Raw genomic sequence first — 19508 nt, forward strand, 5'->3', positions numbered from 1 at the left:
TTGTAACGAACACTACAAATATAGACTCTTCGTATGTCTCGTCAACCCCCTGCCCGTCGCGGCCGACCACGCGCGTTCGACCGGGACACCGCGTTGCAGGCGGCGATCGACGTGTTCTGGGAACGGGGGTACGAGGGCACCCGGGTGAGCGACTTGACCACGGCCATGGGTCTCAACGCCCCGAGCCTGTACGCCACGTTCGGCTCCAAGGAAGACCTGTTCCGTGAGGCGGTCGCGTACTACAACGCCCCGGACCGCTCGCCGACGACCATGGCCATACAGCGCCCCGGCCCGGTTCGCGACGCGGTCGAGGCCATGCTGCGCGACAACGTGCGCGATTTCGGCGACCCCGCCACCCCGCCCGGCTGCATGATCGTGCTCGCCGGGATCGCTTACTCGGCCGAGACCGAGGTGATGCGCGACCTGCTCAAGAGTTGCCGCAACGAGGACCGCGCGCGGCTGCTCGGCCGGATCCGCGCGGGAATGGCCGATGGCGAACTACCGGCAGACCTGGACGCGCAGCGGCTGGCGTCGTTCATGATCACGGTGCTCTACGGGTTGTCGATCCAGGCCAGGGACGGCATTTCGCATGCCGACATGGATGCCACGGTGGATCTGGCAATGTCAGTCTGGGACAACGCTGTTGGGCAAGCTGTCGGGAATGCTGCTACCAGTGCACGCCGGGGACCAACCGCACGGCGCGCTTGACCGGACGGGCCACGGCCCGCGGCAGCCGCAGCGATTGACCGGTGCGGGCAGGCCGGTGCGGGCGGCGTGCCGGCGTGGCGTGCTCCGACGGCGTCAGCCCACGCGCGGCAGCCGAATCCGGGTAGCCCAGGTACAGCTGATGCAGGACGCGCCGCGACAGCTTGGGCGTCAGGTAGTTGCCGAAATCGGCCAACGTGCCCAGCGGGGTGTCGATGCGGACGGGCTTCTCCACCAGCCCTCGCACCACCATGGCCGCGGCGTGCTCCGCAGAAATCGGCGGCACCGGGTTGAGTTTGCGTGACGGGGCGATCATCGGTGTCTTCACCAGCGGCATATGGATGTTGGTGAATGTGATGTGATCCGAGAGGGTTTCGGTCGACACCACATCGGAGAACGCGTCCAGCGCCGCCTTGCTGGGCAGGTATGAGCTGTACTTCGGGCTGTTGGCCTGCACCCCGGCGCTGGACACATTGACCACGTGGCCGAACCGACGTTCGCGCCAATGCGGCAGCAGCGCCAGGACCATGCGCACTGCCCCGAAGTAGTTGACCGCCATCACCCGTTCGTAATCGTGCAGCCGGTCGGTCGAGTTCATCACCGACCGGCGGATCGACCGCCCTGCGTTGTTCACCAGGTAGTCGACGTGGCCGAACCGGCCGAGGATGTCCTTGACGGTGTGTTCGACCGACGCGGAATCGGTGACGTCGCAGGTGAATGCGTAGGCCTGCCCGCCGTCCGCGCGGATCTCGGTGATCAGGTCATCGAGCGCCTCGGCATTGCGGGCCAACGCGAAAACGCATCCGCCGCGTTCGGCCACGGCGATCGCCGAGGCGCGGCCGATGCCGCTGGAAGCGCCGGTGATGATGACGTGCTTGCCGACCAGTGGACCGGCCGGATCGTCGCGCCGGGCCCGGTCCGGGTCGAGGTGCTGGGCCCAGTACTGCCAGAGTTTCGGTGCGTACGAGGCGAATTCGGGCACCTCGATCCCAGTGCCGCGCAGCGCCTCGGCGGTGTTGTCCGCGGTGAACGTCGGCATCAGGTCGACGACGTCGAGAACCTCGCCGGGTATCCCCAGCTGGGTGGCCACCATGTTGCGCAGCGCCCGGACCTGTCCGCGGGCCCGTACCACCGGTGCCGCCACCGCCCCCGGCAGCGATCCCCGCAACGCCGGCAGCCCGGCCGTCTCGGCGACCCCGCGGTAGATCCCGCGCAGTCCAATGGTTTTCGGTGCGGTCAGGTGGAACGTCTGGCCGTCACGCCCGTCGGCATGCATCAGGTGGACCAACGCGTCGACGACATAGTCCACCGGGACGATGTTGGTGCGACCGGTGTCCGGCAACATCATCGGGGTGGACTTGGGAAGTCCTGCGAGCCGGGACAGAATCCCGAAGAAGTAATACGGGCCGTCGACCTTGTCCATCTCGCCGGTGCGGGAGTCGCCGACCACCACTGCGGGCCGGTACACGCGGTAGCGCAGCCCCGGTGTCGACCGCACGAGCATCTCGGCCTCGAACTTGGTCTGGTGGTACGGCGTCGGCAGGTCCTGGGCGACGTCGAAATCTTCCTCGGTGAACACGCCGCGGTAGCTACCGGCCACCGCGATCGATGACAGGTGGTGCAACGTCGCATCCAGGCGGCGGGTCAGTTCGATCACCGCACGGGTGCCCTCCACGTTGGCGGCCCGCTGCTGATCTTCGGCGACGGTTATGTCGTAGATCGCCGCGCAATGCACCACGTGGGCGACGTCTCCGAGTTGGGCGATGTCAGCGTCGGTGAGGCCGAGATCGGCTGCCGTGAGGTCGCCGACCAGCGGTTTCACTCGATCGCCCCAGTCCGGTGCCAACTGCTCGAAGCGCGTCAGCGATTGGCGACGGACCAAGATCCAGACCTCGGCACCCTCGTCTCGGGCCAGAATCCGGGACACCACACGGCGGCCAATAAACCCGGTACCGCCGGTAACGACATAGCGCATGCGACACATGTTGGCCCCATATCAGGCAAACGTCAACCGAGCGGCTAGGGTCCGACGCATGCCCATCAATCCGAACGCTGTTGGTGAGAAAACCGATCCGCTTCAGTTCGAATGGACCGACCGGGACACCCTGCTGTACGCGGTGGGGGTCGGCGCCGGTACCGACGACTTGGCGTTCACCACCGAGAACAGTCACGAAATCGAGCAGCAGGTGCTACCGACGTACGCGGTGATCGCGTGTTCCCCGTTCGCCGCGGCGCTCAAGATCGGGACGTTCAACTTCGGCATGCTGCTGCACGGCTCGCAGGAGATCCGGGTGTTCAAGCCGCTGCCGCCGGCCGGGAAGATGACGGTGGTCTCCGAGGTTGCCGACATCCAGGACAAGGGCGAAGGCAAGAACGCGGTCGTGGTGTTCAAGGGCACCGGCACCGATACGGACACCGGTGACGTCATCGCCGAAGCGCTTGCCACAGCGGTGATCCGCGGCGAGGGCGGCTTCGGGGGTCAACCCGGGCAACGACCTGCTGCGCCGGAGATTCCCGACCGGGAACCCGACGCTCGGGTGGCCCTGCCCACCCGTGAGGACCAGGCGCTGATCTACCGACTGTCCGGAGACCGCAACCCGCTACACAGCGACCCCTGGTTCGCCAAGAATCTCGCCGGGTTCCCCAAGCCGATCCTGCATGGCCTGTGCACCTACGGCGTCGCAGGGCGAGCCCTGGTCGCCGAGCTCGGCGGCGGGGACGCGACGAAGGTCCATGCGATGGCGTCGCGGTTCACCTCGCCGGTGTTCCCGGGCGAGACGCTGACAACCTCGATCTGGCGTACTGAACCAGGCCGGGCAGTGTTCCGGACCGAAGCGGCGAACCCGGACGGTTCGGGTGCCCGGCTGGTTCTTGAGGACGGCGCCGCCGAATTTCACTGAAGCGCTGCTAAGCATGGGTGCGGGTTGACAGGATCAGTTCCACTGGGTCGCACGGCTGACGTGCGAGATTGGTGGTGACAGATGAAGTTGGCCGTTGGGTACCTCGCCACCCCCGGCGGCGCTGACGCGCTGGCCCTCGCAGTCCGGTTCGCCAGGACGCTGGGGGCCGAGGTGGAGATCTGTATCGTGCTGCCACCCGACACCAGGCTGCCGGGTTTGGTTCCCAAGGGGGGATACGAGGACGTACTCGCCGAACAGGCCAAGGGTTGGCTGGACGAGGCGCTGGCCACCGTACCCGATGACGTTGTCGCGCATGGTCATCTCAGCTTCGATGAATCCTTCACCGACGGCCTGATCCGCGACGCGGTCCGGCTCGGGGCGCAGGCCATCGTGGTGGGCGGTTCCGGCGGTGGGCTCGCAGGCAGCTTTTCGCTGGGGTCAGTGGTCAACGAACTGCTGCACTCCTCGCCGCTGCCGGTGGCCGTGGCGCCGCGGGGAGCCCGGATGTCCGGCATCGAACGGGTGCGGGAGGTCACCTGCGCAATCGGTGAACGCAAGGGCTCGGAACTGTTGCTGGACACCGCAGTACGGGCTAGCAAGGCGGCAGGAACACCATTGCGGCTGGTGTCCCTTGTGGCGCTCGACCCGCTGTTCGGTTCTCTGAGATCCGACGAGGACGCGGTGCGAGAACGTGCGCTGCGCCATGCCAGGGAAACCCTGGAGTCGGCTAAAAGCGCGCTGCCGGAAGGATTCCCGGTGATCTCGACCATCGTGAACGGTTCGACCGTCGAGGCAGCGGTGAACAAGCTGGAGTGGCACGACGGTGACGTCATCATGGTCGGTTCGAGCCGGCTGAGCGCCCCGAAACGGATCTTCCTCGGGTCGACCGCAGCGAAGATGCTGCGGGTGTTGGACGTGCCGATGGTGGTGGTGCCCAGAGATGAGCCGACGGACGGCGAGGAACACCCATGACTGAATCGGGCTCTGAATCGGGCTCTGAATCGGCCGCGCATCGCAAGCTGGAGATCGTCGAGGAATCCACCGGGCTGGTCGGCAAGGGACTCGCCGCGGGCAAGGTCGGCACCTTCTCGGGTGCGATCCTGGGCATCTCATGTGTGGCCCCCGGCTACACGCTGACGGCGAGCATCGGCCTGATCGTTGCCGCGGTCGGTCTGAAGATGCCCGCGATCTTCATCGCAGGGTTCATCCCGATGTTCTTGACCGCCTATGCCTATCGGGAACTGAATTCGCGAGCCCCGGACTGCGGTGCGTCATTCACGTGGTCTACCAAGGCATTCGGGCCGTACGCCGGTTGGATGTGTGGTTGGGGCATGGTGGCAGCCTCGATCATCGTGTTGTCGAACCTGGCCGCGATCGCGGTGGAGTTCTTCTACCTGTTCATCGGCCGGATCACCAACAATCCGTCGTTCGCCGATCTCGCCGGCAACAAGGCCATCAACATCATCACCACCCTGGTGTTCCTGGCGATCGCCACGGCGATCGCCAGTCGTGGCATCACCACCAGCGAGCGGGTGCAGTACGTGCTGGTCGGTTTCCAGATGGTGGTGCTCGTCGCGTTCGCGATCATGGCCTTCGTGCGTGTCGGCCAGGGCGACGCGCCGGCCGGGTTGTCGTTCGACCTGGACTGGTTCAACCCGTTCACCGGACTGGCGGTGAGCGCGTTCGTGGTCGGGGTGACCGGTTCGATCTTCGCGTTCTGGGGCTGGGACACCTGCCTCACGCTGGGGGAGGAGTCGAAAGATCCGACCAAGGTGCCCGGCCGGGCCGGGTTGCTGTGCGTGTTGTCGATCCTCGCGACCTACCTGCTGATCGCCGTCGCGGTGATGATGTACGCCGGTGTCGGCGAGGCCGACCTCGGGCTGGGCAATCCGGACAACGCCGACAACGTGTTTGCGGCGCTGGCCGACCCGGTGCTGGGGACGTGGGCCGGGCCCCTGCTGTTCCTGGCGATCTTCGCCTCGTCGGTGGCCAGCCTGCAGACCACCTTCCTGCCTGCCGCGCGGGCGATGCTCGCGATGGGCGCCTACCGGGCCTTCCCGGCACGCTTCGCCGAAGTCAGCCCGCGCTATCTGGTGCCGAGCTTCGCGACCGTCACCGCCGGTGTGGTCACCGGCGTGTTCTACACCGTGGTCAGCCTGCTCTCGGAGAGCGCACTGCTGGATACCATTGCCGCCCTTGGCATCATGATCTGCTGGTACTACGGAATCACGGCGTTCGCGTGCGTGTGGTACTTCCGTCGGGAGTTGTTCGCCAACGCGCACAACGTGGTGTTCAAGTTCCTGTTCCCGTTGATCGGCGGCCTCATCCTGGCGGCGGTGTTCGTGATCTCGATCGGCGAGAGCATGAACCCGGAGAACGGCAGCGGTGCCTCGATCGGCGGCATCGGGCTGGTGTTCTTCATGGGCTTCGGCATTCTGCTGCTCGGGGCCGTGCTCATGCTGATCTGGCGGTCACGCAGTCCCGAGTTCTTCCGGGGCGAGACGCTGCGGCGTGACACTCCGTCGTTGGTGGAGTGAGCGCTTGGCTTTGACTAGTACGCCCAGACCGACGCAATGGCCGATCGCCTGAGGTTCAGCGACCATTGCGTCGGTCTCGGCAACGTTTAGATGCCCGACTCGCCCTTGTTGTGGGCCAGCTCGAGCGGGTCGAGAAGGTCCCACACGGTCGCGACAGCCTCGTGTTTGAGCGTGGCGGCCGGATCTTCCATATTGATCACGTCGGCGACGATGTCGTAGCCGTAGTACGCGAACGACGTGATCGGCAAGGTCTTGATCAGCTCATTGATGATGGTCTGCCGGGCATCCCTGGCTTCGGGAGTGTCCGGGATAGCCTCCGCCAGGCTCGGCAGGATCTTGCCGATCGGGATCACCGCGTTGACCCACGGCACCATCTGGCTGCCCCGGTAGATCTGCTCGGTGGCTTCGCGGACGAAGGGATCGAACTGATCAGGTGATGCGTCCATCAACGCCTGACGCAGATCCATGATCGCGTCGGGAAAGTCAGTGGGCGTCGGATCGTCCGGCCGCCAGGGATTGGGGTTCCACGCCGGTGAGTCTTCGATCGTATCCGCTTGTGTCTGAACGGCTGTCGTCACCGCCGGGGCGGGCGCCGCCTTGCTCGCAGGCTTGTCCTCCAGCGCACTGTCGTCAGGCTTGGGTGCTGCCGCCTGCTTCGGCGTGAACAGGTCCTTGAGTCGCGCGACCTGTTTGGCCTCGAACTCCTCGGCGGTGGGCTTGGCCGGCTTGACCGCCACCGGCTTCGTCTTCGGCTTGGCCAGCGAGTCGGTAATCGACTTGGACACCGTGGAAGCGGTCTTGGTGACGTGCGCGGCGACTTTCTCGCCGACTTTCTCGACGCCGTCGTTCACCTTCGACCGCGGCTTGGCCCGGTCGGGCTTGGTCTTGGTTTCGCCACGCTTCGGACCGGCATTCACCCCTGCGCCGCCTGCGCTGGTGCTGGTGGAGTCCTTTGCGGCCGAACCGCCGTCTGTCGTGTCAGCGTGCGCAGTGCCCTGGCCGGCCGCGGCGATCGCCGCTCCGACACCCACAGCCACCGCCACACCACCGACATAACCGACGTACTTCGTTGACGCCATTGCCGTCCTTTCACACCGATCCCCAGCCCAGAGGCATCGTAGGGGGTCGTCGTGGTTTCGGCAGTGTGAGAGGTCTAGTTCGGCACGCTCCAGGTGCGTAGTTGCTCGGCAATCTTGTCGAGATGGGACAGCGCGCCGGTCGCGACCCGGATGACGAACTCGAAGCGGTCGTCCTCGGGGGCACTGATCCCTTGACCGTTGATGGCAAGGAAGGTTCGACTGGCAGTCCATGCCATGCGCTTGTTCCCGTCGACCAACGCGTGGTTGCGCGCCAGGGAGTGGAACAACGCGGCGGCTTTGAGGTGTAGATCGGCGTAGGCGTCCTCGCCGAATACCGATGCGCGGGGACGCGCCAGGGCCGATTCAAGCAAGCCGTAATCGCCGACCGCGACGTCCTCACCGACAGCGGCGCGAGCCACCTCGAGCAGGTCTTCGAGATCCAGATACTCGGTCATGCGTCCTTGAGGCGTTCGAGGACGCCGGCCTCCTCGCGCACCACACGCTGCAGCGCCGCGGCAAGTTTGGCCTTGTGCGTTCGGCGTTCGATGTATTCATCAATGGCTGACAGTGCGACGGCCTGCATGGACCGTCCCTCGGCGGCGGCCTGCCGGCGCAGCGCTTCGGTCTGCTCATCACTGGTGCGCAGCGTCATTCCCATGACGGCATGATACCTGATTGATACCACCAACTCTCACATCGTATCGAACAATTGTTCGATACACTGGGGCGATGGGTTGGCACAACGGGCCGCCGAGCTGGACCGAGATGGAGCGGGTGCTCTCAGGTCGGTTGTCTCGGCCCGCCGAAGGCGGCAAGCCGCGCCGCTCCGGCCTACCGCTGGAACAGGCCGGAGACGGCGGGGACAGTCCGGCCTGGTCGCGTAAGCGTGGCGCTTACGAGCCGGTCGACGTCACCCGGCCGGCCGCGTCGGTCCGGTATGCCGAACTGCATGCACACTCGGCGTACAGCTTCCTCGACGGGGCGAGCACACCGGAGGAGCTGGTCGAGGAGGCTGCCCGGCTGGACCTGCGGGCCATCGCGCTGACTGACCATGACGGGCTCTACGGCGTGGTGCGGTTCGCCGAGGCGGCCAGGGAGCTCGATGTGGCCACGGTGTTCGGGGCTGAGCTGTCGCTGGGGAATGTCCCGCGCACCGAGGATCCTGATCCGCCCGGCCCGCATCTGCTGGTGCTGGCCCGCGGGGCGGAAGGGTACCGGCGGCTTTCCCGGGAAATCGCCAAAGCGCACCTGGCCGGGGGTGAGAAGGGCAAACCCCGCTACGACTTCGACGGTCTGACCGAGGCCGCCGGCGGGCATTGGCACATCCTCACCGGATGCCGTAAAGGCCATGTCCGCCAGGCGCTTTCCCAAGGGGGTCCGGACGCCGCCGAGAAAGCGCTCGCGGATCTGGTGGACCGGTTCGGTGCCGACCGGGTCAGCGTCGAACTCACCCACCACGGCCAACCCTGTGACGACGAACGTAACGCCGTGCTGGCCGAACTCGCCCCGAAGTTCGGCATCGGCGTCGTCGCCACCACCGGTGCACACTTCGCGGCACCCGAGCGGGGGCGGCTGGCCATGGCCATGGCCGCGATCCGGGCCAGAAACTCGATGGATGCCGCGGCGGGGTGGCTGGCCCCGCTCGGTGGGGCCCATCTGCGCTCAGGGGAGGAGATGGCGCAGCTGTTCGGCCCGGAAATCGTCGAATCCGCAGCAGATCTCGGTGAACAGTGCGCGTTCGGGCTGGCGCTCATCGCCCCGCAGCTGCCACCGTTCGACGTCCCCGCCGGGCACTCCGAGGGAAGCTGGCTGCGACACCTGGTCATGACGGGTGCTCGCGAACGCTATGGACTGGCTCAGGATGCGCCGAAGGCATACGCCCAGATCGAGCACGAGTTGAAAATCATTGAGCAGCTGAACTTCCCGGGCTACTTCCTGGTGGTGCACGACATCACCCGGTTCTGCCGGGACAACGACATCCTGTGCCAGGGTAGGGGATCGGCGGCCAACTCGGCGGTCTGCTACGCGCTGAAGGTCACCAACGTCGACCCGGTCGCCAACGAGTTGCTGTTCGAGCGGTTTCTGTCACCGGCCCGCGACGGCCCACCCGACATCGACATCGACATCGAATCGGACTTGCGCGAGAACGTCATCCAGTATGTCTACGAACGCTATGGCCGGGACTACGCGGCACAGGTCGCCAACGTCATCACCTACCGCGGCCGCAGCGCCGTGCGCGACATGGCCCGCGCCCTCGGGTTCTCGCAGGGGCAGCAGGATGCCTGGAGTAAACAGATCAGCCGGTGGAACGGCCTCGCCGACTCACCGGATGTCGAGGACATTCCGGAACCGGTGATCGACCTGGCCACCCAGATCTCAAACCTGCCCCGCCACATGGGGATCCACTCCGGCGGCATGGTCATCTGCGACCGCCCGATTGCCGACGTGTGCCCGGTGGAGTGGGCCCGCATGGCGAACCGCAGCGTGTTGCAGTGGGACAAAGATGACTGTGCGGCAATCGGTTTGGTGAAGTTCGACCTGCTCGGCCTCGGCATGCTCTCGGCGCTGCACTACGCCATCGACCTGCTGGCCGAGCACAAGGGCCTCGAGGTCGATCTGGCCAAACTGGACCTGTCCGAACCGGCGGTGTACGAGATGCTGCAGAAAGCCGATTCGGTCGGGGTGTTCCAGGTGGAGTCCCGCGCGCAGATGGCCACCCTGCCGCGGCTGAAACCCCGCGTGTTCTACGACCTGGTGGTCGAGGTGGCGCTGATCCGGCCCGGGCCGATCCAGGGTGGCTCGGTGCACCCCTACATCAAGCGCCGCAACGAATTGGAACCCGTCACCTACGAGCACCCGTCGATGGAACCGGCACTGAGAAAGACCCTCGGCGTGCCGCTCTTTCAGGAACAACTCATGCAACTCGCGGTCGACTGCGCGGGTTTCACCGCGGCCGAGGCCGACCAACTGAGGCGTGCGATGGGTTCGAAGCGCTCCACCGAGAAGATGCGACGGCTGCGCAGCCGGTTCTACGAGGGCATGGCCGAACTACACGGCATCACCGGCGAGGTGGCCGACCGGATCTACGAGAAACTGGAAGCCTTCGCGAATTTCGGTTTCCCGGAAAGTCATTCACTGAGCTTCGCATCCCTGGTGTTCTACTCGTCGTGGTTCAAGCTGCACCATCCGGCGGCGTTCTGCGCGGCACTGCTGCGAGCCCAGCCGATGGGGTTCTACTCACCGCAGTCACTGGTCGCCGACGCGCGGCGGCACGGGGTGGCGGTGCACGGCCCAGATGTCAACGCCAGCCTCTCCTACGCCACTCTCGAAAACCGGGGCATGGACGTGCGGCTGGGGTTGGGCAGTGTCCGCCATATCGGTGATGACTTGGCGCAGCGCCTGGTCGACGAACGGGATGCCAACGGACCGTTCGCAACTCTGCTCGATCTGACAGGTCGCGTGCAGTTGAGCGTGCCGCAGACCGAGGCGCTGGCCACCGCGGGCGCACTCGGCTGTTTCGGGATCAGTCGTCGCGAGGCGTTGTGGGCGGCGGGTGCGGCCGCCACTCAACGACCGGACCGACTGCCGGGAGTGGGGTCGTCCTCACACATCCCTGCGTTGCCCGGGATGAGCCCGTTGGAGCTGTCCGCCTCCGACGTCTGGGCCACCGGTATCTCGCCGGACAGCTATCCCACCCAGTATCTGCGCGCGGACCTCGACGCGTTGGGCGTCGTGCCCGCGGAGAAGCTGTTGGAGATCGTCGACGGAACCCGAATCCTGGTCGCCGGGGCGGTAACTCACCGACAGCGGCCGGCGACCGCGCAGGGCGTGACGTTCCTGAACCTGGAGGATGAAACCGGCATGGTCAACGTGTTGTGCGCACCGGGAGTGTGGGCCAGGCACCGCAAGTTGGCCCAGACGGCGCCGGCGCTGATCGTCCGGGGCATCGTGCAGAACGCCACCGGCGCCGTCACCGTCATCGCCGACCGGATGGGGCCCGTCCACCTCAAGGTCGGTTCCCGGTCCCGCGATTTCCGGTGAATCAGGGCTCGTCGGCGCGAACCTCGCTGTCGTCCAGCCCGGTCCGCAGCAAAGACCAGGCGAGCCGCCGAGCTTCGGCCGACCTCTCCTGAAGCAGGCGCTGGACCGCCGGGATCGGATTCGACTCGGGTGCGCGCCCGTCGATCACGTCGGCGTGCAGTTCCTGCGCCACCTGGATCGCCATCAGGACGGCCTCGTTGATCCGATCGAGCGCATGGTGCAGTCGATCGTCCTGGCTGAGCAGGTGGGCGTTGTCGAGCTCCACCGAAACATCGTTGACGACGTGACTGATCTGCCCGAAGATCGCGTTCATCGCCTTCTCCCGCTCGTCGCGGTCGTCGATGTGCAGGCTCCTGGCGCCCTCGCTCCACAGCGTTGCCAGCATCCGCGTGTGAGCTCCCACGCTGCGTGACACCTCGATCATCGCCTGCTTCTGCAGTTGCTCGAGAAGGTGGCCGCGTTCGATGCGGGCCAACTCTTGTTGTGCTGCCAGCTCGGCGCGGTGCAGTTTCTGTTGAGATTCCATCTGGGCCCGGTGCCACTTCTGGGTCAGGGCGAGTTCGAGTGCGGAGCGCTCGTCGGCGGCTGCGAGCTCCTTGCGCAGGCGCTCGGCCGCCTCGGCGGCGTCCTGTCTGGCTTGGCGACCGATGGTGAGGGTCTGCCACATCGTCACCATCACGACGACGAACACGACCGCGCCGAAAAACCATTCCGACTTGTTTCCGAGTTCGCCAGGGCTCAGGAAAATGAACCACGCGATGGCCATGCTGCCGACGACGCCGCAGACCAACCATCCGATTGAAGTCCTGCCCTCGACCGGACTCTGCCGACGCGAGGGTTCGCGGGCGTCAGGCGCCGTCACCGGTATCGGCTGGGTCCAATCGCTCATCTGTTCCGAAGATCCGGGGGCCCTTGTCGATTCAGTGCGCGTCGATTCAGTTAGTCCGGTCATCTGACCTCCCATCGACCAAGCCTGCCACCGTGCCGCGTTCAGATTAGGGCTACGGTGGTGTGATCGTTCCACCGGTCAGGTTCGCCGGAATCTTTCAATCGCCCCTACCGATGACGGGGCGAGCTTGACCCGCTAATGTCATCCCGTGCTCTGCGAAAGCTGAGCGCCAATGGATTTGATCGCCAGGAGAATTGAGGGCCCATGGGACAGAACGCGTCGCTGGAAGCTGATTCGTCGGTCATCGTCAGTCTGTCCGAGGCGGCGATGCACATGTACTCCGCCGCGATCGACGCGCTGCCCTTCCCTGAGGACAAGAAGTTCCACAAACGCGCCGACGTCGTTCTCTCGGGGCTGCGCAAGTTGCGCACCGCGCTGACCGAAGCTGCGAGCACCACCCGTCCTTCGCCCTCGGTGATCGTGGCGCTCAGCGGAGTTCGGCAACGCTACGACTCGCTGATGGCTCATGCCGCCACCGCGCCGGGTTCGACGCTGGGACAGCAGATCTACGTCACGCGGGTCCACGCCAAGCTGTCCGCGCAGGAAGTGGCCAACGGTGCCGGGCTTCGCAACGGTCTGCTCGACGAACTGGAGGCCGGCGCAACGCCGACCGACGCCGAGGCGGCGAAGATCAGGGATGCCATCGCGGCTCTCGGGGGGTTGCCGGGTTCTGACCATGGCCCCCACGACGTCGCAGCCCTCGTCGACTTCGGACATTCCGCTGAGTCGCACCTCAACGGCTGGGACGACGCACTGCTTGCCGAGAACGCCAGCTGACCGGCACCCCACCTTCTAGCGGTTTCGCCGCGGCGCGCCACAGCATGTAGTTTGCTGGGTTGCGCTGCGGCGCATCGTTTTTCGGGACTGCCCAGCAAATCGGATGGCAGCCGTCTGTCGGTGTTGTCGACGGTCGCGCTAGTCTCGCGACATGACAGCCGAAGCGAAGCCGAACTTGTCCGTTGACGAACTCCTGACCACCACCCGCTCGGTGCGCAAACGACTCGACTTCGAGAAGCCGGTGCCACGCGAGGTGCTGATGGAATGCCTCGACCTGGCTTTACAGGCGCCGACGGGCTCGAATGCCCAAGGCTGGCAATGGGTTTTCGTCGAAGACCCGGCAAAGAAGAAGGCGCTGGCCGACATCTACCGGACCAACGCCAACCCGTATCTGGATCTGCCGAAGCCGCAGCGCGGCGACATCCGTGACGGGCAGATGGATTCCGTCATGAGCTCTGCCAAATACCTCAACGAGAACTTCGAGAAGGCACCGGTGCTGTTGGTGCCGTGCCTGGAGGGCCGCCCGGACGGTGCGCCGGCCGGTATGAGTGCGTCCTACTGGGGGTCACTGCTGCCTGCGGTGTGGAGCCTCATGTTGGCGCTGCGGTCACGTGGCCTGGGATCGGCGTGGACGACGTTGCATCTGCTCGGTGACGGCGAGAAGCAGGCCGCCGAGGTACTCGGCATCCCGTTCGATCAGTACGCGCAGGCCGGGTTGTTCCCGATCGCCTACACGAAGGGCACCGATTTCAAGAAGGCCAAGCGGCTGCCTGCCGAGCAGTTCGCGCACTGGGACACCTGGTGAGCCGACGCGAGTGTGAGGCCACTCTGAGATTCCGCCTCAATTTTCACGCTGGCCCCACGCCGGGCCCGCACTCGCGTCGTAACTAGACGGGACTAGACGGGACTAGACGGCGCCGCTGAACCCGTGCTGGCGCCATGCCTCGTAGGCGGCGACGGCGGCCGCGTTGGACAGATTCAATGACCGCCGGCCCGCCAGCATCGGGATCCGCACCCGGGCGGTGATGTGCGGATCGGCCAGCGTCGCGTCGTCCAGCCCGGTGGGTTCCGGGCCGAACATCAACACATCGCCGGGCTGGTAGGCGACATCTGCGAACGGCGTCGACGCGTGCGCGGTGAAGGCGTACACGCGCGCCGGCATCAACGCGCGCCACGCGGCCGGCAGATCGTCGTGCACGGTCACCGAGGCCAGGTCGTGGTAATCCAGCCCCGCGCGCCGCAACTTCGGTTCGGACAGATCGAATCCCAGCGGCTGCACCAGATGCAGTTCGCAGCCGGTGGCCGCGACCATCCTGATCGCATTTCCGGTATTGGGTGCGATCCGCGGTGAGTAGAACATCAGCCGAAACATCGACGTGATCGTACGGCGGCCGGGCGGCGGTGCCCCGCGGTGAATGCCGGTACCGAATCAGCGATCAGAGCGTTGTTTGCTCGATTACCACACGACTGCGCTACGGCTCGGTCACGAACTCTGTCTGTTCAGTAAGAATTGTGGAAACGCTCGCGGCTGGCTGTCATACTCGTGCAATTGCCAGGCGTTTGACGCCCGCCCAAGCGTGGGCGGAAACAGCAGGAAGTCCTATGAATCACGCCCCAGTACTGAAATGCGGCCGCGCCGCCGATAGCACGGTTGGGCGCCGATGACTGCCTTCAGCCAGCTGAAACAGGCAGATGGCACCCTTGTCGACTTCACCCCGGCACCCTCGGCGCCGATCAAGCGCCCGCCTCGCTGGTCGCCCGCCAATTGGCCCGTTCGACAAAAAGTGTTCGCGATCGTTTTGGTGCCGCTGATTCTCGCTGCGACGTTCGGCGGATTGCGGATCTACTCCAGCTCGATCGATGCCAACAGCCTTCAGCTGGCCGCTGACCGCGCCGAATTGATCCCCGACATCAACGACTACATGGCCGCGATGGAAGGTGTGTTGATCGCGGCGACCGAGGGTGGGGACGGCCAGGCCGCGATGGCCACGTTCGGTTCGCGCAAATCCGATTTGCAGCAACGGCTCGATTCCACCGACGTCGTCGAGGATGTCAGCCATTCGGTCGGCGATCTGCTCGGCAAGGGGCAGGAACTCGTCGACGCGGTGATGTCGAACGCCCTCGATCTGCGGCAGCGCATCCTCACTTACGGACCGCTGCTGCTGACCGCCGAGGCGGCGATCGGGGGTTCGGCGCACAGCGACGAGCAGGAGGTACAGGCCCAGGTTGATGCGCTGGCCCGGGCGGTCGGCGCCCGCGGGCAGATGGCGATCCAGCAGATGATGGTCAACCGGGGCGCCGAGGAACCCGAACCGGTGCTGCGCACATCCATGATCACGATGGCCGGTACCGAGCCGTCGACGGTCGCGGCACTGACCAAACTGCTGGGCGGCGCCTCGGAGGAGGCGGCCACGCTGCGCGGCGAGATGGTCAAGCGGATGGCCATGATGTCCAATCCCGGTATTCCGCTTGTCGGCAATCCGGAACTGCTGGCATCGCTGCAGAAGACCAACACGATCGCCGAACAGATCATCGCCGACACCACCACGGCCATCCCGGCCGCGGTCGAAGCCGAAGCCGCCGACGCACGCAACGACGCCATCCGCGACGCGGTGCTCGTTGCGGCGGCGGTCATCAGCGCACTGGTGATCGTCCTGCTCGTGGCCGGCTCGCTGGTGCGCCCGTTGCGCACGCTCCGCGACGGCGCGCTCAAGGTGGCCCACGAGGACCTGGCCACCGAGATCGAACGTGTCCGCTCCGGCGGGGAGCCCGGGCCGATCACCCCGCTGCCGGTGCACACCACCGAGGAGGTCGGTCAGGTCGCGCATGCTGTCGACGAACTGCACCAGCAGGCCGTTTTCCTTGCCGGTGAGCAGGCCCAGCTGCAGCTGCAGGTGTCAGACATGTTCGAGACGCTGTCGCGGCGCAGCCGATCCCTCGTCGACCAGCAGTTGACCCTCATCGACCAGTTGGAACGCAACGAGGACGACCCGGAGCGGCTGGACAGCCTGTTCCGGCTCGACCACCTGGCCGCCCGGATGCGACGCAACGGCGCCAACCTGTTGGTGTTGTCGGGTTCCAAACTGGCGCGCGAACATGGCGAACCGGTCCCGATCGCGACGATTGTGAATGCCGCGGCGTCCGAAGTCGAGGACTACACCCGTGTGGTGTCCGCGACCATCGTGGACACCGAGATCGTCGGCTCGGTCGCCGGTGACCTCATTCACCTGCTGGCCGAACTGCTCGACAACGCGCTGCGCTACTCGCCGCCGATCTCGCAGGTACGGGTGTCGGCCGTGCACGCGGGCACCGGCGGGCTGGTCATCGAGGTCAGCGACGTCGGCCTGGGCATGACCGACTCGGATCTGCGGGTCGCCAACCTGCGCCTGCAGTCCGGCGGTGAGGTCAACCCGTACACCGCCCGGCACATGGGCCTGTTCGTCGTGGGCCGGCTGGCCACCCAGCACGGTCTGGTGGTGCGGCTTCGCAGCACCGTCCCCGACGAGCCTGGTTCGGGTACGACCGCCGGGGTCTACGTGCCGGCCGAGTTGCTCGCGACGGCGGGAGCCCCGACTGGCGATCGTCCTTACGGCACGCCCGTCGACGCCCACGCCGGGATCGCGGCTGCCCTGTCACTGGACGCCGTGCCCTCCGGCGTAGGCGCGGGCGAACCTGGGGAGTACCGCCTCAACGGCCATGCCGACCTGCCGTTCGACCTGCTGCCTCAGCGCAATCCGGGTGCCAGCGGGATTTCGGAAATGCCCGGCACACTCGCCCCGGAGTCGGAACCGCCCGTCGAGGAGCAGGCCGACGAACCCGCGGAGCCGGTGACCGAGTGGCCGCAGCAGTGGCCCGTCGAACAGGCCGCCGACGAAGGTCCCGTGCCCACCAACGGAGTGCCCACCAACGGAGCGCCCACCAACGGGGTGCCCACCAATACGGCGTCGTTCTTCGCCTCGCGCGTACAGGCCACAGGCAACGGCATACATCCGCCCGTCGAGTCAGAGCCCGCTGAGCCGGCCGAGTTCGGGCAGGAGGCCGCGGCCTCGGCAAGTGCAGGCGACGGCGACTCCATCTACCAGTCGATGCTCTCGGAGTTCGCGATCGATCCGACCACGCATGTGCGCAGCGCTGACCTCGACTGGCAGACCGTGTGGGAGAAGGGCTGGACCGTGGCGGCGGCAGCGCAGGATGCGCCCGTCGAGCAGCACACCGAGGAGGGCCTGCCGATGCGTACGCCCGGCGCCCGGTTGGTGCCGGGCGGCGTAGCGGCCGCCGCGGGCGTCGAACCCGAGGTCAACGGCCGTCACCGCAACGGCGGAGCGCACCGAAACGACAATGGCGCCGAGACGGTAGCATCGGCGGACGAACCAGACAGCGGCATGTTCGCGGCTTTCAAGCCGCGCGATCCTGAGGCCGTCCGTGCGAGCATCAGCAACCATTTCGGCGGCGTGCACGCCGGACGATCGCACGCCCGAGAGACCAGAGGAACCGATAACGAATGACCCGTCCGACGCAGCGCGATTCCCTGGACTGGCTCGTGTCCAAATTCGCCGGCGAGGTGTCCGGGGTATCCCACGCGGTGCTGGTTTCGGCCGACGGTCTGCTGATGGCCGCCAGTGAACGGATGCCGATCGAGCAGGCCGATCAACTCGCCGCGGTCGCTTCGGGGCTGGCCAGCCTCGCGACCGGGGCCGCCCAGCTGTTCGACGGCGGCCACGTGATGCAGTCCGTGGTCGAGATGGAGAACGGCTACCTGCTGTTGATGCGGGTCGGTGACGGGTCCAACCTCGCGACACTGGCCGGCCGCTCCTGCGACATCGGGCAGATCGGCTACGAGATGGCCATCCTGGTGGAACGCGTCGGCGCCGTGGTGCAGTCGTCGCGGCGTACCCCGCAGCCTTCGTGAGTAACCGATGGACGAACCGGAACCCGCCGATCGACCGAGTTTGGTGCGGCCGTACACGCTGACGGCAGGTCGCACGGACTCTCGCATCCACCTTCCGCTGGAAGCGCCGGTGGAAACGCTCGACACGCCGGGCGAACCACGCTGGCCGGGACGCGATGTGCGTGGTCAGATCGTAGAGTTATGCACCGACAGCCCGTCGGTGGCAGAGATTGCCGCACATTTGTCCTTACCGCTCGGCGTGGCGCGAGTGCTGATCGGGGACTTGGTGACGCAGGGTTACCTACGGGTGCATACCACCTTGGACGATTCGGCGACCTTCGATGAACGCCGCGAACTGATAGGAAGGACCCTGCGTGGCCTACGAGCACTCTGAAAGGAGCTCGGACCGGTCTTCGCGTAAGCGCTCAACCTCGACGAAGATCGTGATATCCGGCGGCTTCGGCGCAGGCAAGACGACGTTCGTGGGTGCGGTTTCGGAGATCATGCCGTTGCGGACGGAAGCGTTGGTTACCAACGTCTCCGAAGGCGTCGACCCGCTCGACGGGACCCCGGACAAACGCACCACCACGGTTGCGATGGACTTCGGCCGGATCACTCTGGACGAGGAGCTGGTGCTCTACCTGTTCGGCACCCCCGGGCAGCGCCGGTTCTGGTTCATGTGGGACGACCTGGTGCGTGGCGCGATCGGCGCGATCATCCTGGTCGACGTGCGACGGTTGCAGGACAGCTTCGCCGCCGTCGACTTCTTCGAGGCCCGCAAACTTCCCTTCATCGTCGCGGTCAACGAGTTCGACGGCGCCCCAAAACATCCCACTCAGGCGGTGCGTAAGGCCCTGGCCCTGCCGGAGCACATCCCGGTGGTCACCGTCGACGCCAGGGACCGCAATTCGGCGAAAGCGGCGCTGATCGCGGTCACCGAGTATTCGCTCAACACGCTGACCGCGCTTCCCGGCTGAGGCGTGGCAACTGCCGAACCGGCCTGGGCGGACCGCGAGTTCGTCGGTCACGATTTTCGTGAAGAGGATCTGAGCCGGCTGCACACCGAGCGGGTGGTCTTCACCGACTGCGATTTCAGCGGCGTGGACATGTCCGAATCCGAGCATTCCGGGTCGGCGTTCCGCAATTGCATGTTCCGCCGGGCCACGTTGTGGCACAGCACGTTCACCAATTGCAGCCTGCTCGGCTCGGTGTTCACAGAATGCCGGCTGCGGCCGATCAAGTTTGTCGAGTCCGACCTGACGCTGGCCGTGCTCGGCGGTTGCGATCTGCGTCTGGTGGACCTGTCCGACTGCCGGTTACGGGAGGCCGGCCTCGTCGGGGCGGACCTGCGCAAGGCCGTGCTGCGGCAGGCCGACCTGACCGGTGCGCGGGTTCAGGACACCAAGTTCGACGAGGCCGATCTGCGTGGCGCCCGCGTCGACCCGACGTTCTGGACGACCGCGAAGCTGCGCGGCGCGAAGGTCGACATCGCCCAGGCGCTGGCGTACACCGCCGCGCACGGTCTCGACGTGCACGGCGGCTAACTTTCTCCCGCGGCTTGCCCCTTTTGTCACGCCAGAGTGGCTGCCGGCGCCGAGCGTAACGCTAGCGTGACGAACCGAAACCCTTTGT

At 66.2% G+C, this 19508-nt stretch carries 18 protein-coding genes; 12 read left to right on the forward strand and 6 right to left on the reverse strand.

Going from position 1 to position 19508, the window contains the following annotated elements; translation table 11 throughout:
- Positions 1-33 precede the first annotated feature (33 nt).
- Positions 34-708: a TetR/AcrR family transcriptional regulator gene (locus ABQF30_RS03315; RefSeq protein ID WP_448461049.1), complete on the forward strand. Its 675-nt coding sequence runs from the start codon at positions 34-36 to the stop codon at positions 706-708.
- On the opposite strand, the gene ABQF30_RS03320 is transcribed toward ABQF30_RS03315, so the two are convergent.
- A complete protein-coding gene (locus ABQF30_RS03320) occupies positions 668-2680 on the reverse strand; it encodes an SDR family oxidoreductase (RefSeq protein WP_448461051.1) in 2013 nt (670 codons plus the stop codon). The genes ABQF30_RS03315 and ABQF30_RS03320 overlap by 41 nt on opposite strands.
- A gap of 58 nt (positions 2681-2738) precedes the next feature.
- Between ABQF30_RS03320 and ABQF30_RS03325 the strand changes: the two genes are divergently transcribed.
- The 3 genes from ABQF30_RS03325 (at position 2739) to ABQF30_RS03335 (ending at position 6142) form a co-directional block, all read left to right on the forward strand.
- A complete protein-coding gene (locus ABQF30_RS03325) occupies positions 2739-3605 on the forward strand; it encodes a MaoC family dehydratase (RefSeq protein ID WP_448461053.1) in 867 nt (288 codons plus the stop codon).
- A gap of 81 nt (positions 3606-3686) precedes the next feature.
- A complete protein-coding gene (locus ABQF30_RS03330) occupies positions 3687-4577 on the forward strand; it encodes a universal stress protein (protein WP_448461055.1) in 891 nt (296 codons plus the stop codon).
- On the forward strand, positions 4574-6142 hold the full coding sequence (locus tag ABQF30_RS03335; RefSeq protein ID WP_448461057.1) for an APC family permease: 1569 nt from the start codon (positions 4574-4576) through the stop codon (positions 6140-6142). Before ABQF30_RS03330 ends, ABQF30_RS03335 begins: the two co-directional genes overlap by 4 nt.
- An 86-nt stretch (positions 6143-6228) precedes the next feature.
- On the opposite strand, the gene ABQF30_RS03340 is transcribed toward ABQF30_RS03335, so the two are convergent.
- From ABQF30_RS03340 to ABQF30_RS03350, 3 genes are all read right to left on the reverse strand, one after another.
- Positions 6229-7221 carry a hypothetical protein gene (locus ABQF30_RS03340; protein WP_448461059.1) on the reverse strand — a complete coding sequence of 331 codons (993 nt, stop codon included), beginning with the start codon at positions 7219-7221 and terminating at the stop codon, positions 6229-6231.
- 74 nt (positions 7222-7295) lie between these two features.
- Positions 7296-7676, reverse strand: a complete 381-nt coding sequence (locus ABQF30_RS03345; RefSeq protein ID WP_448461061.1) for a type II toxin-antitoxin system death-on-curing family toxin — start codon at positions 7674-7676, stop codon at positions 7296-7298.
- On the reverse strand, positions 7673-7879 hold the full coding sequence (locus tag ABQF30_RS03350) for a CopG family transcriptional regulator (RefSeq protein ID WP_448461063.1): 207 nt from the start codon (positions 7877-7879) through the stop codon (positions 7673-7675). Before ABQF30_RS03350 ends, ABQF30_RS03345 begins: the two co-directional genes overlap by 4 nt.
- Positions 7880-7950: 71 nt before the next feature.
- On the opposite strand from ABQF30_RS03350, the gene ABQF30_RS03355 reads away from it, so the two are divergent.
- A complete protein-coding gene (locus ABQF30_RS03355; RefSeq protein WP_448461065.1) occupies positions 7951-11262 on the forward strand; it encodes an error-prone DNA polymerase in 3312 nt (1103 codons plus the stop codon).
- A 1-nt stretch (position 11263) separates the two neighbouring features.
- Here ABQF30_RS03355 and ABQF30_RS03360 read toward each other — a convergent pair whose 3' ends face one another.
- Positions 11264-12151 (reverse strand): hypothetical protein, encoded by an 888-nt coding sequence (locus ABQF30_RS03360; protein WP_448461067.1) that lies wholly within the window; start codon positions 12149-12151, stop codon positions 11264-11266.
- 264 nt (positions 12152-12415) lie between these two features.
- Between ABQF30_RS03360 and ABQF30_RS03365 the strand changes: the two genes are divergently transcribed.
- Both ABQF30_RS03365 and ABQF30_RS03370 read left to right on the forward strand, forming a co-directional pair.
- Positions 12416-12988: an XRE family transcriptional regulator gene (locus ABQF30_RS03365; RefSeq protein ID WP_448461068.1), complete on the forward strand. Its 573-nt coding sequence runs from the start codon at positions 12416-12418 to the stop codon at positions 12986-12988.
- Positions 12989-13139: 151 nt separating this feature from the next.
- Positions 13140-13793 carry a nitroreductase family protein gene (locus ABQF30_RS03370; RefSeq protein WP_448461070.1) on the forward strand — a complete coding sequence of 218 codons (654 nt, stop codon included), beginning with the start codon at positions 13140-13142 and terminating at the stop codon, positions 13791-13793.
- Between the two features lie 102 nt (positions 13794-13895).
- Here the strand turns inward: ABQF30_RS03370 and ABQF30_RS03375 are convergent, their stop codons facing one another.
- Positions 13896-14360: a tRNA (cytidine(34)-2'-O)-methyltransferase gene (locus ABQF30_RS03375; RefSeq protein ID WP_448461072.1), complete on the reverse strand. Its 465-nt coding sequence runs from the start codon at positions 14358-14360 to the stop codon at positions 13896-13898.
- A gap of 289 nt (positions 14361-14649) precedes the next feature.
- On the opposite strand from ABQF30_RS03375, the gene ABQF30_RS03380 reads away from it, so the two are divergent.
- Genes ABQF30_RS03380 through ABQF30_RS03400 form a run of 5 tightly spaced genes read left to right on the forward strand, consistent with a single transcriptional unit; the run spans position 14650 to position 19420 of the window.
- A complete protein-coding gene (locus tag ABQF30_RS03380; protein ID WP_448461074.1) occupies positions 14650-17493 on the forward strand; it encodes a HAMP domain-containing sensor histidine kinase in 2844 nt (947 codons plus the stop codon).
- Positions 17490-17897 (forward strand): roadblock/LC7 domain-containing protein, encoded by a 408-nt coding sequence (locus ABQF30_RS03385; protein ID WP_448461076.1) that lies wholly within the window; start codon positions 17490-17492, stop codon positions 17895-17897. Before ABQF30_RS03380 ends, ABQF30_RS03385 begins: the two co-directional genes overlap by 4 nt.
- Before the next feature lie 7 nt (positions 17898-17904).
- Positions 17905-18270 (forward strand): DUF742 domain-containing protein, encoded by a 366-nt coding sequence (locus ABQF30_RS03390; protein ID WP_448461078.1) that lies wholly within the window; start codon positions 17905-17907, stop codon positions 18268-18270.
- Complete coding sequence (locus ABQF30_RS03395; RefSeq protein ID WP_448461080.1) at positions 18251-18853, forward strand: GTP-binding protein; 603 nt, start codon at positions 18251-18253, stop codon at positions 18851-18853. Before ABQF30_RS03390 ends, ABQF30_RS03395 begins: the two co-directional genes overlap by 20 nt.
- 3 nt (positions 18854-18856) lie before the next feature.
- On the forward strand, positions 18857-19420 hold the full coding sequence (locus tag ABQF30_RS03400) for a pentapeptide repeat-containing protein (RefSeq protein WP_448461081.1): 564 nt from the start codon (positions 18857-18859) through the stop codon (positions 19418-19420).
- Positions 19421-19508 lie beyond the last annotated feature (88 nt).

This window comes from Mycolicibacterium sp. XJ870, assembly GCF_053483975.1.

Coding starts and splice junctions, on each gene's coding strand:
- ABQF30_RS03360 (WP_448461067.1), bottom strand. CDS start 12,151: ATGAGCGATTGGACCCAGCCGATACCGGTGACGGCGCCTGACGCCCGC.
- ABQF30_RS03365 (WP_448461068.1), top strand. CDS start 12,416: ATGGGACAGAACGCGTCGCTGGAAGCTGATTCGTCGGTCATCGTCAGT.
- ABQF30_RS03375 (WP_448461072.1), bottom strand. CDS start 14,360: ATGTTTCGGCTGATGTTCTACTCACCGCGGATCGCACCCAATACCGGA.
- ABQF30_RS03325 (WP_448461053.1), top strand. CDS start 2,739: ATGCCCATCAATCCGAACGCTGTTGGTGAGAAAACCGATCCGCTTCAG.
- ABQF30_RS03380 (WP_448461074.1), top strand. CDS start 14,650: ATGACTGCCTTCAGCCAGCTGAAACAGGCAGATGGCACCCTTGTCGAC.
- ABQF30_RS03385 (WP_448461076.1), top strand. CDS start 17,490: ATGACCCGTCCGACGCAGCGCGATTCCCTGGACTGGCTCGTGTCCAAA.
- ABQF30_RS03315 (WP_448461049.1), top strand. CDS start 34: ATGTCTCGTCAACCCCCTGCCCGTCGCGGCCGACCACGCGCGTTCGAC.
- ABQF30_RS03345 (WP_448461061.1), bottom strand. CDS start 7,676: ATGACCGAGTATCTGGATCTCGAAGACCTGCTCGAGGTGGCTCGCGCC.
- ABQF30_RS03320 (WP_448461051.1), bottom strand. CDS start 2,680: ATGCGCTATGTCGTTACCGGCGGTACCGGGTTTATTGGCCGCCGTGTG.
- ABQF30_RS03350 (WP_448461063.1), bottom strand. CDS start 7,879: ATGGGAATGACGCTGCGCACCAGTGATGAGCAGACCGAAGCGCTGCGC.
- ABQF30_RS03335 (WP_448461057.1), top strand. CDS start 4,574: ATGACTGAATCGGGCTCTGAATCGGGCTCTGAATCGGCCGCGCATCGC.
- ABQF30_RS03390 (WP_448461078.1), top strand. CDS start 17,905: ATGGACGAACCGGAACCCGCCGATCGACCGAGTTTGGTGCGGCCGTAC.
- ABQF30_RS03370 (WP_448461070.1), top strand. CDS start 13,140: ATGACAGCCGAAGCGAAGCCGAACTTGTCCGTTGACGAACTCCTGACC.
- ABQF30_RS03340 (WP_448461059.1), bottom strand. CDS start 7,221: ATGGCGTCAACGAAGTACGTCGGTTATGTCGGTGGTGTGGCGGTGGCT.
- ABQF30_RS03330 (WP_448461055.1), top strand. CDS start 3,687: ATGAAGTTGGCCGTTGGGTACCTCGCCACCCCCGGCGGCGCTGACGCG.
- ABQF30_RS03355 (WP_448461065.1), top strand. CDS start 7,951: ATGGGTTGGCACAACGGGCCGCCGAGCTGGACCGAGATGGAGCGGGTG.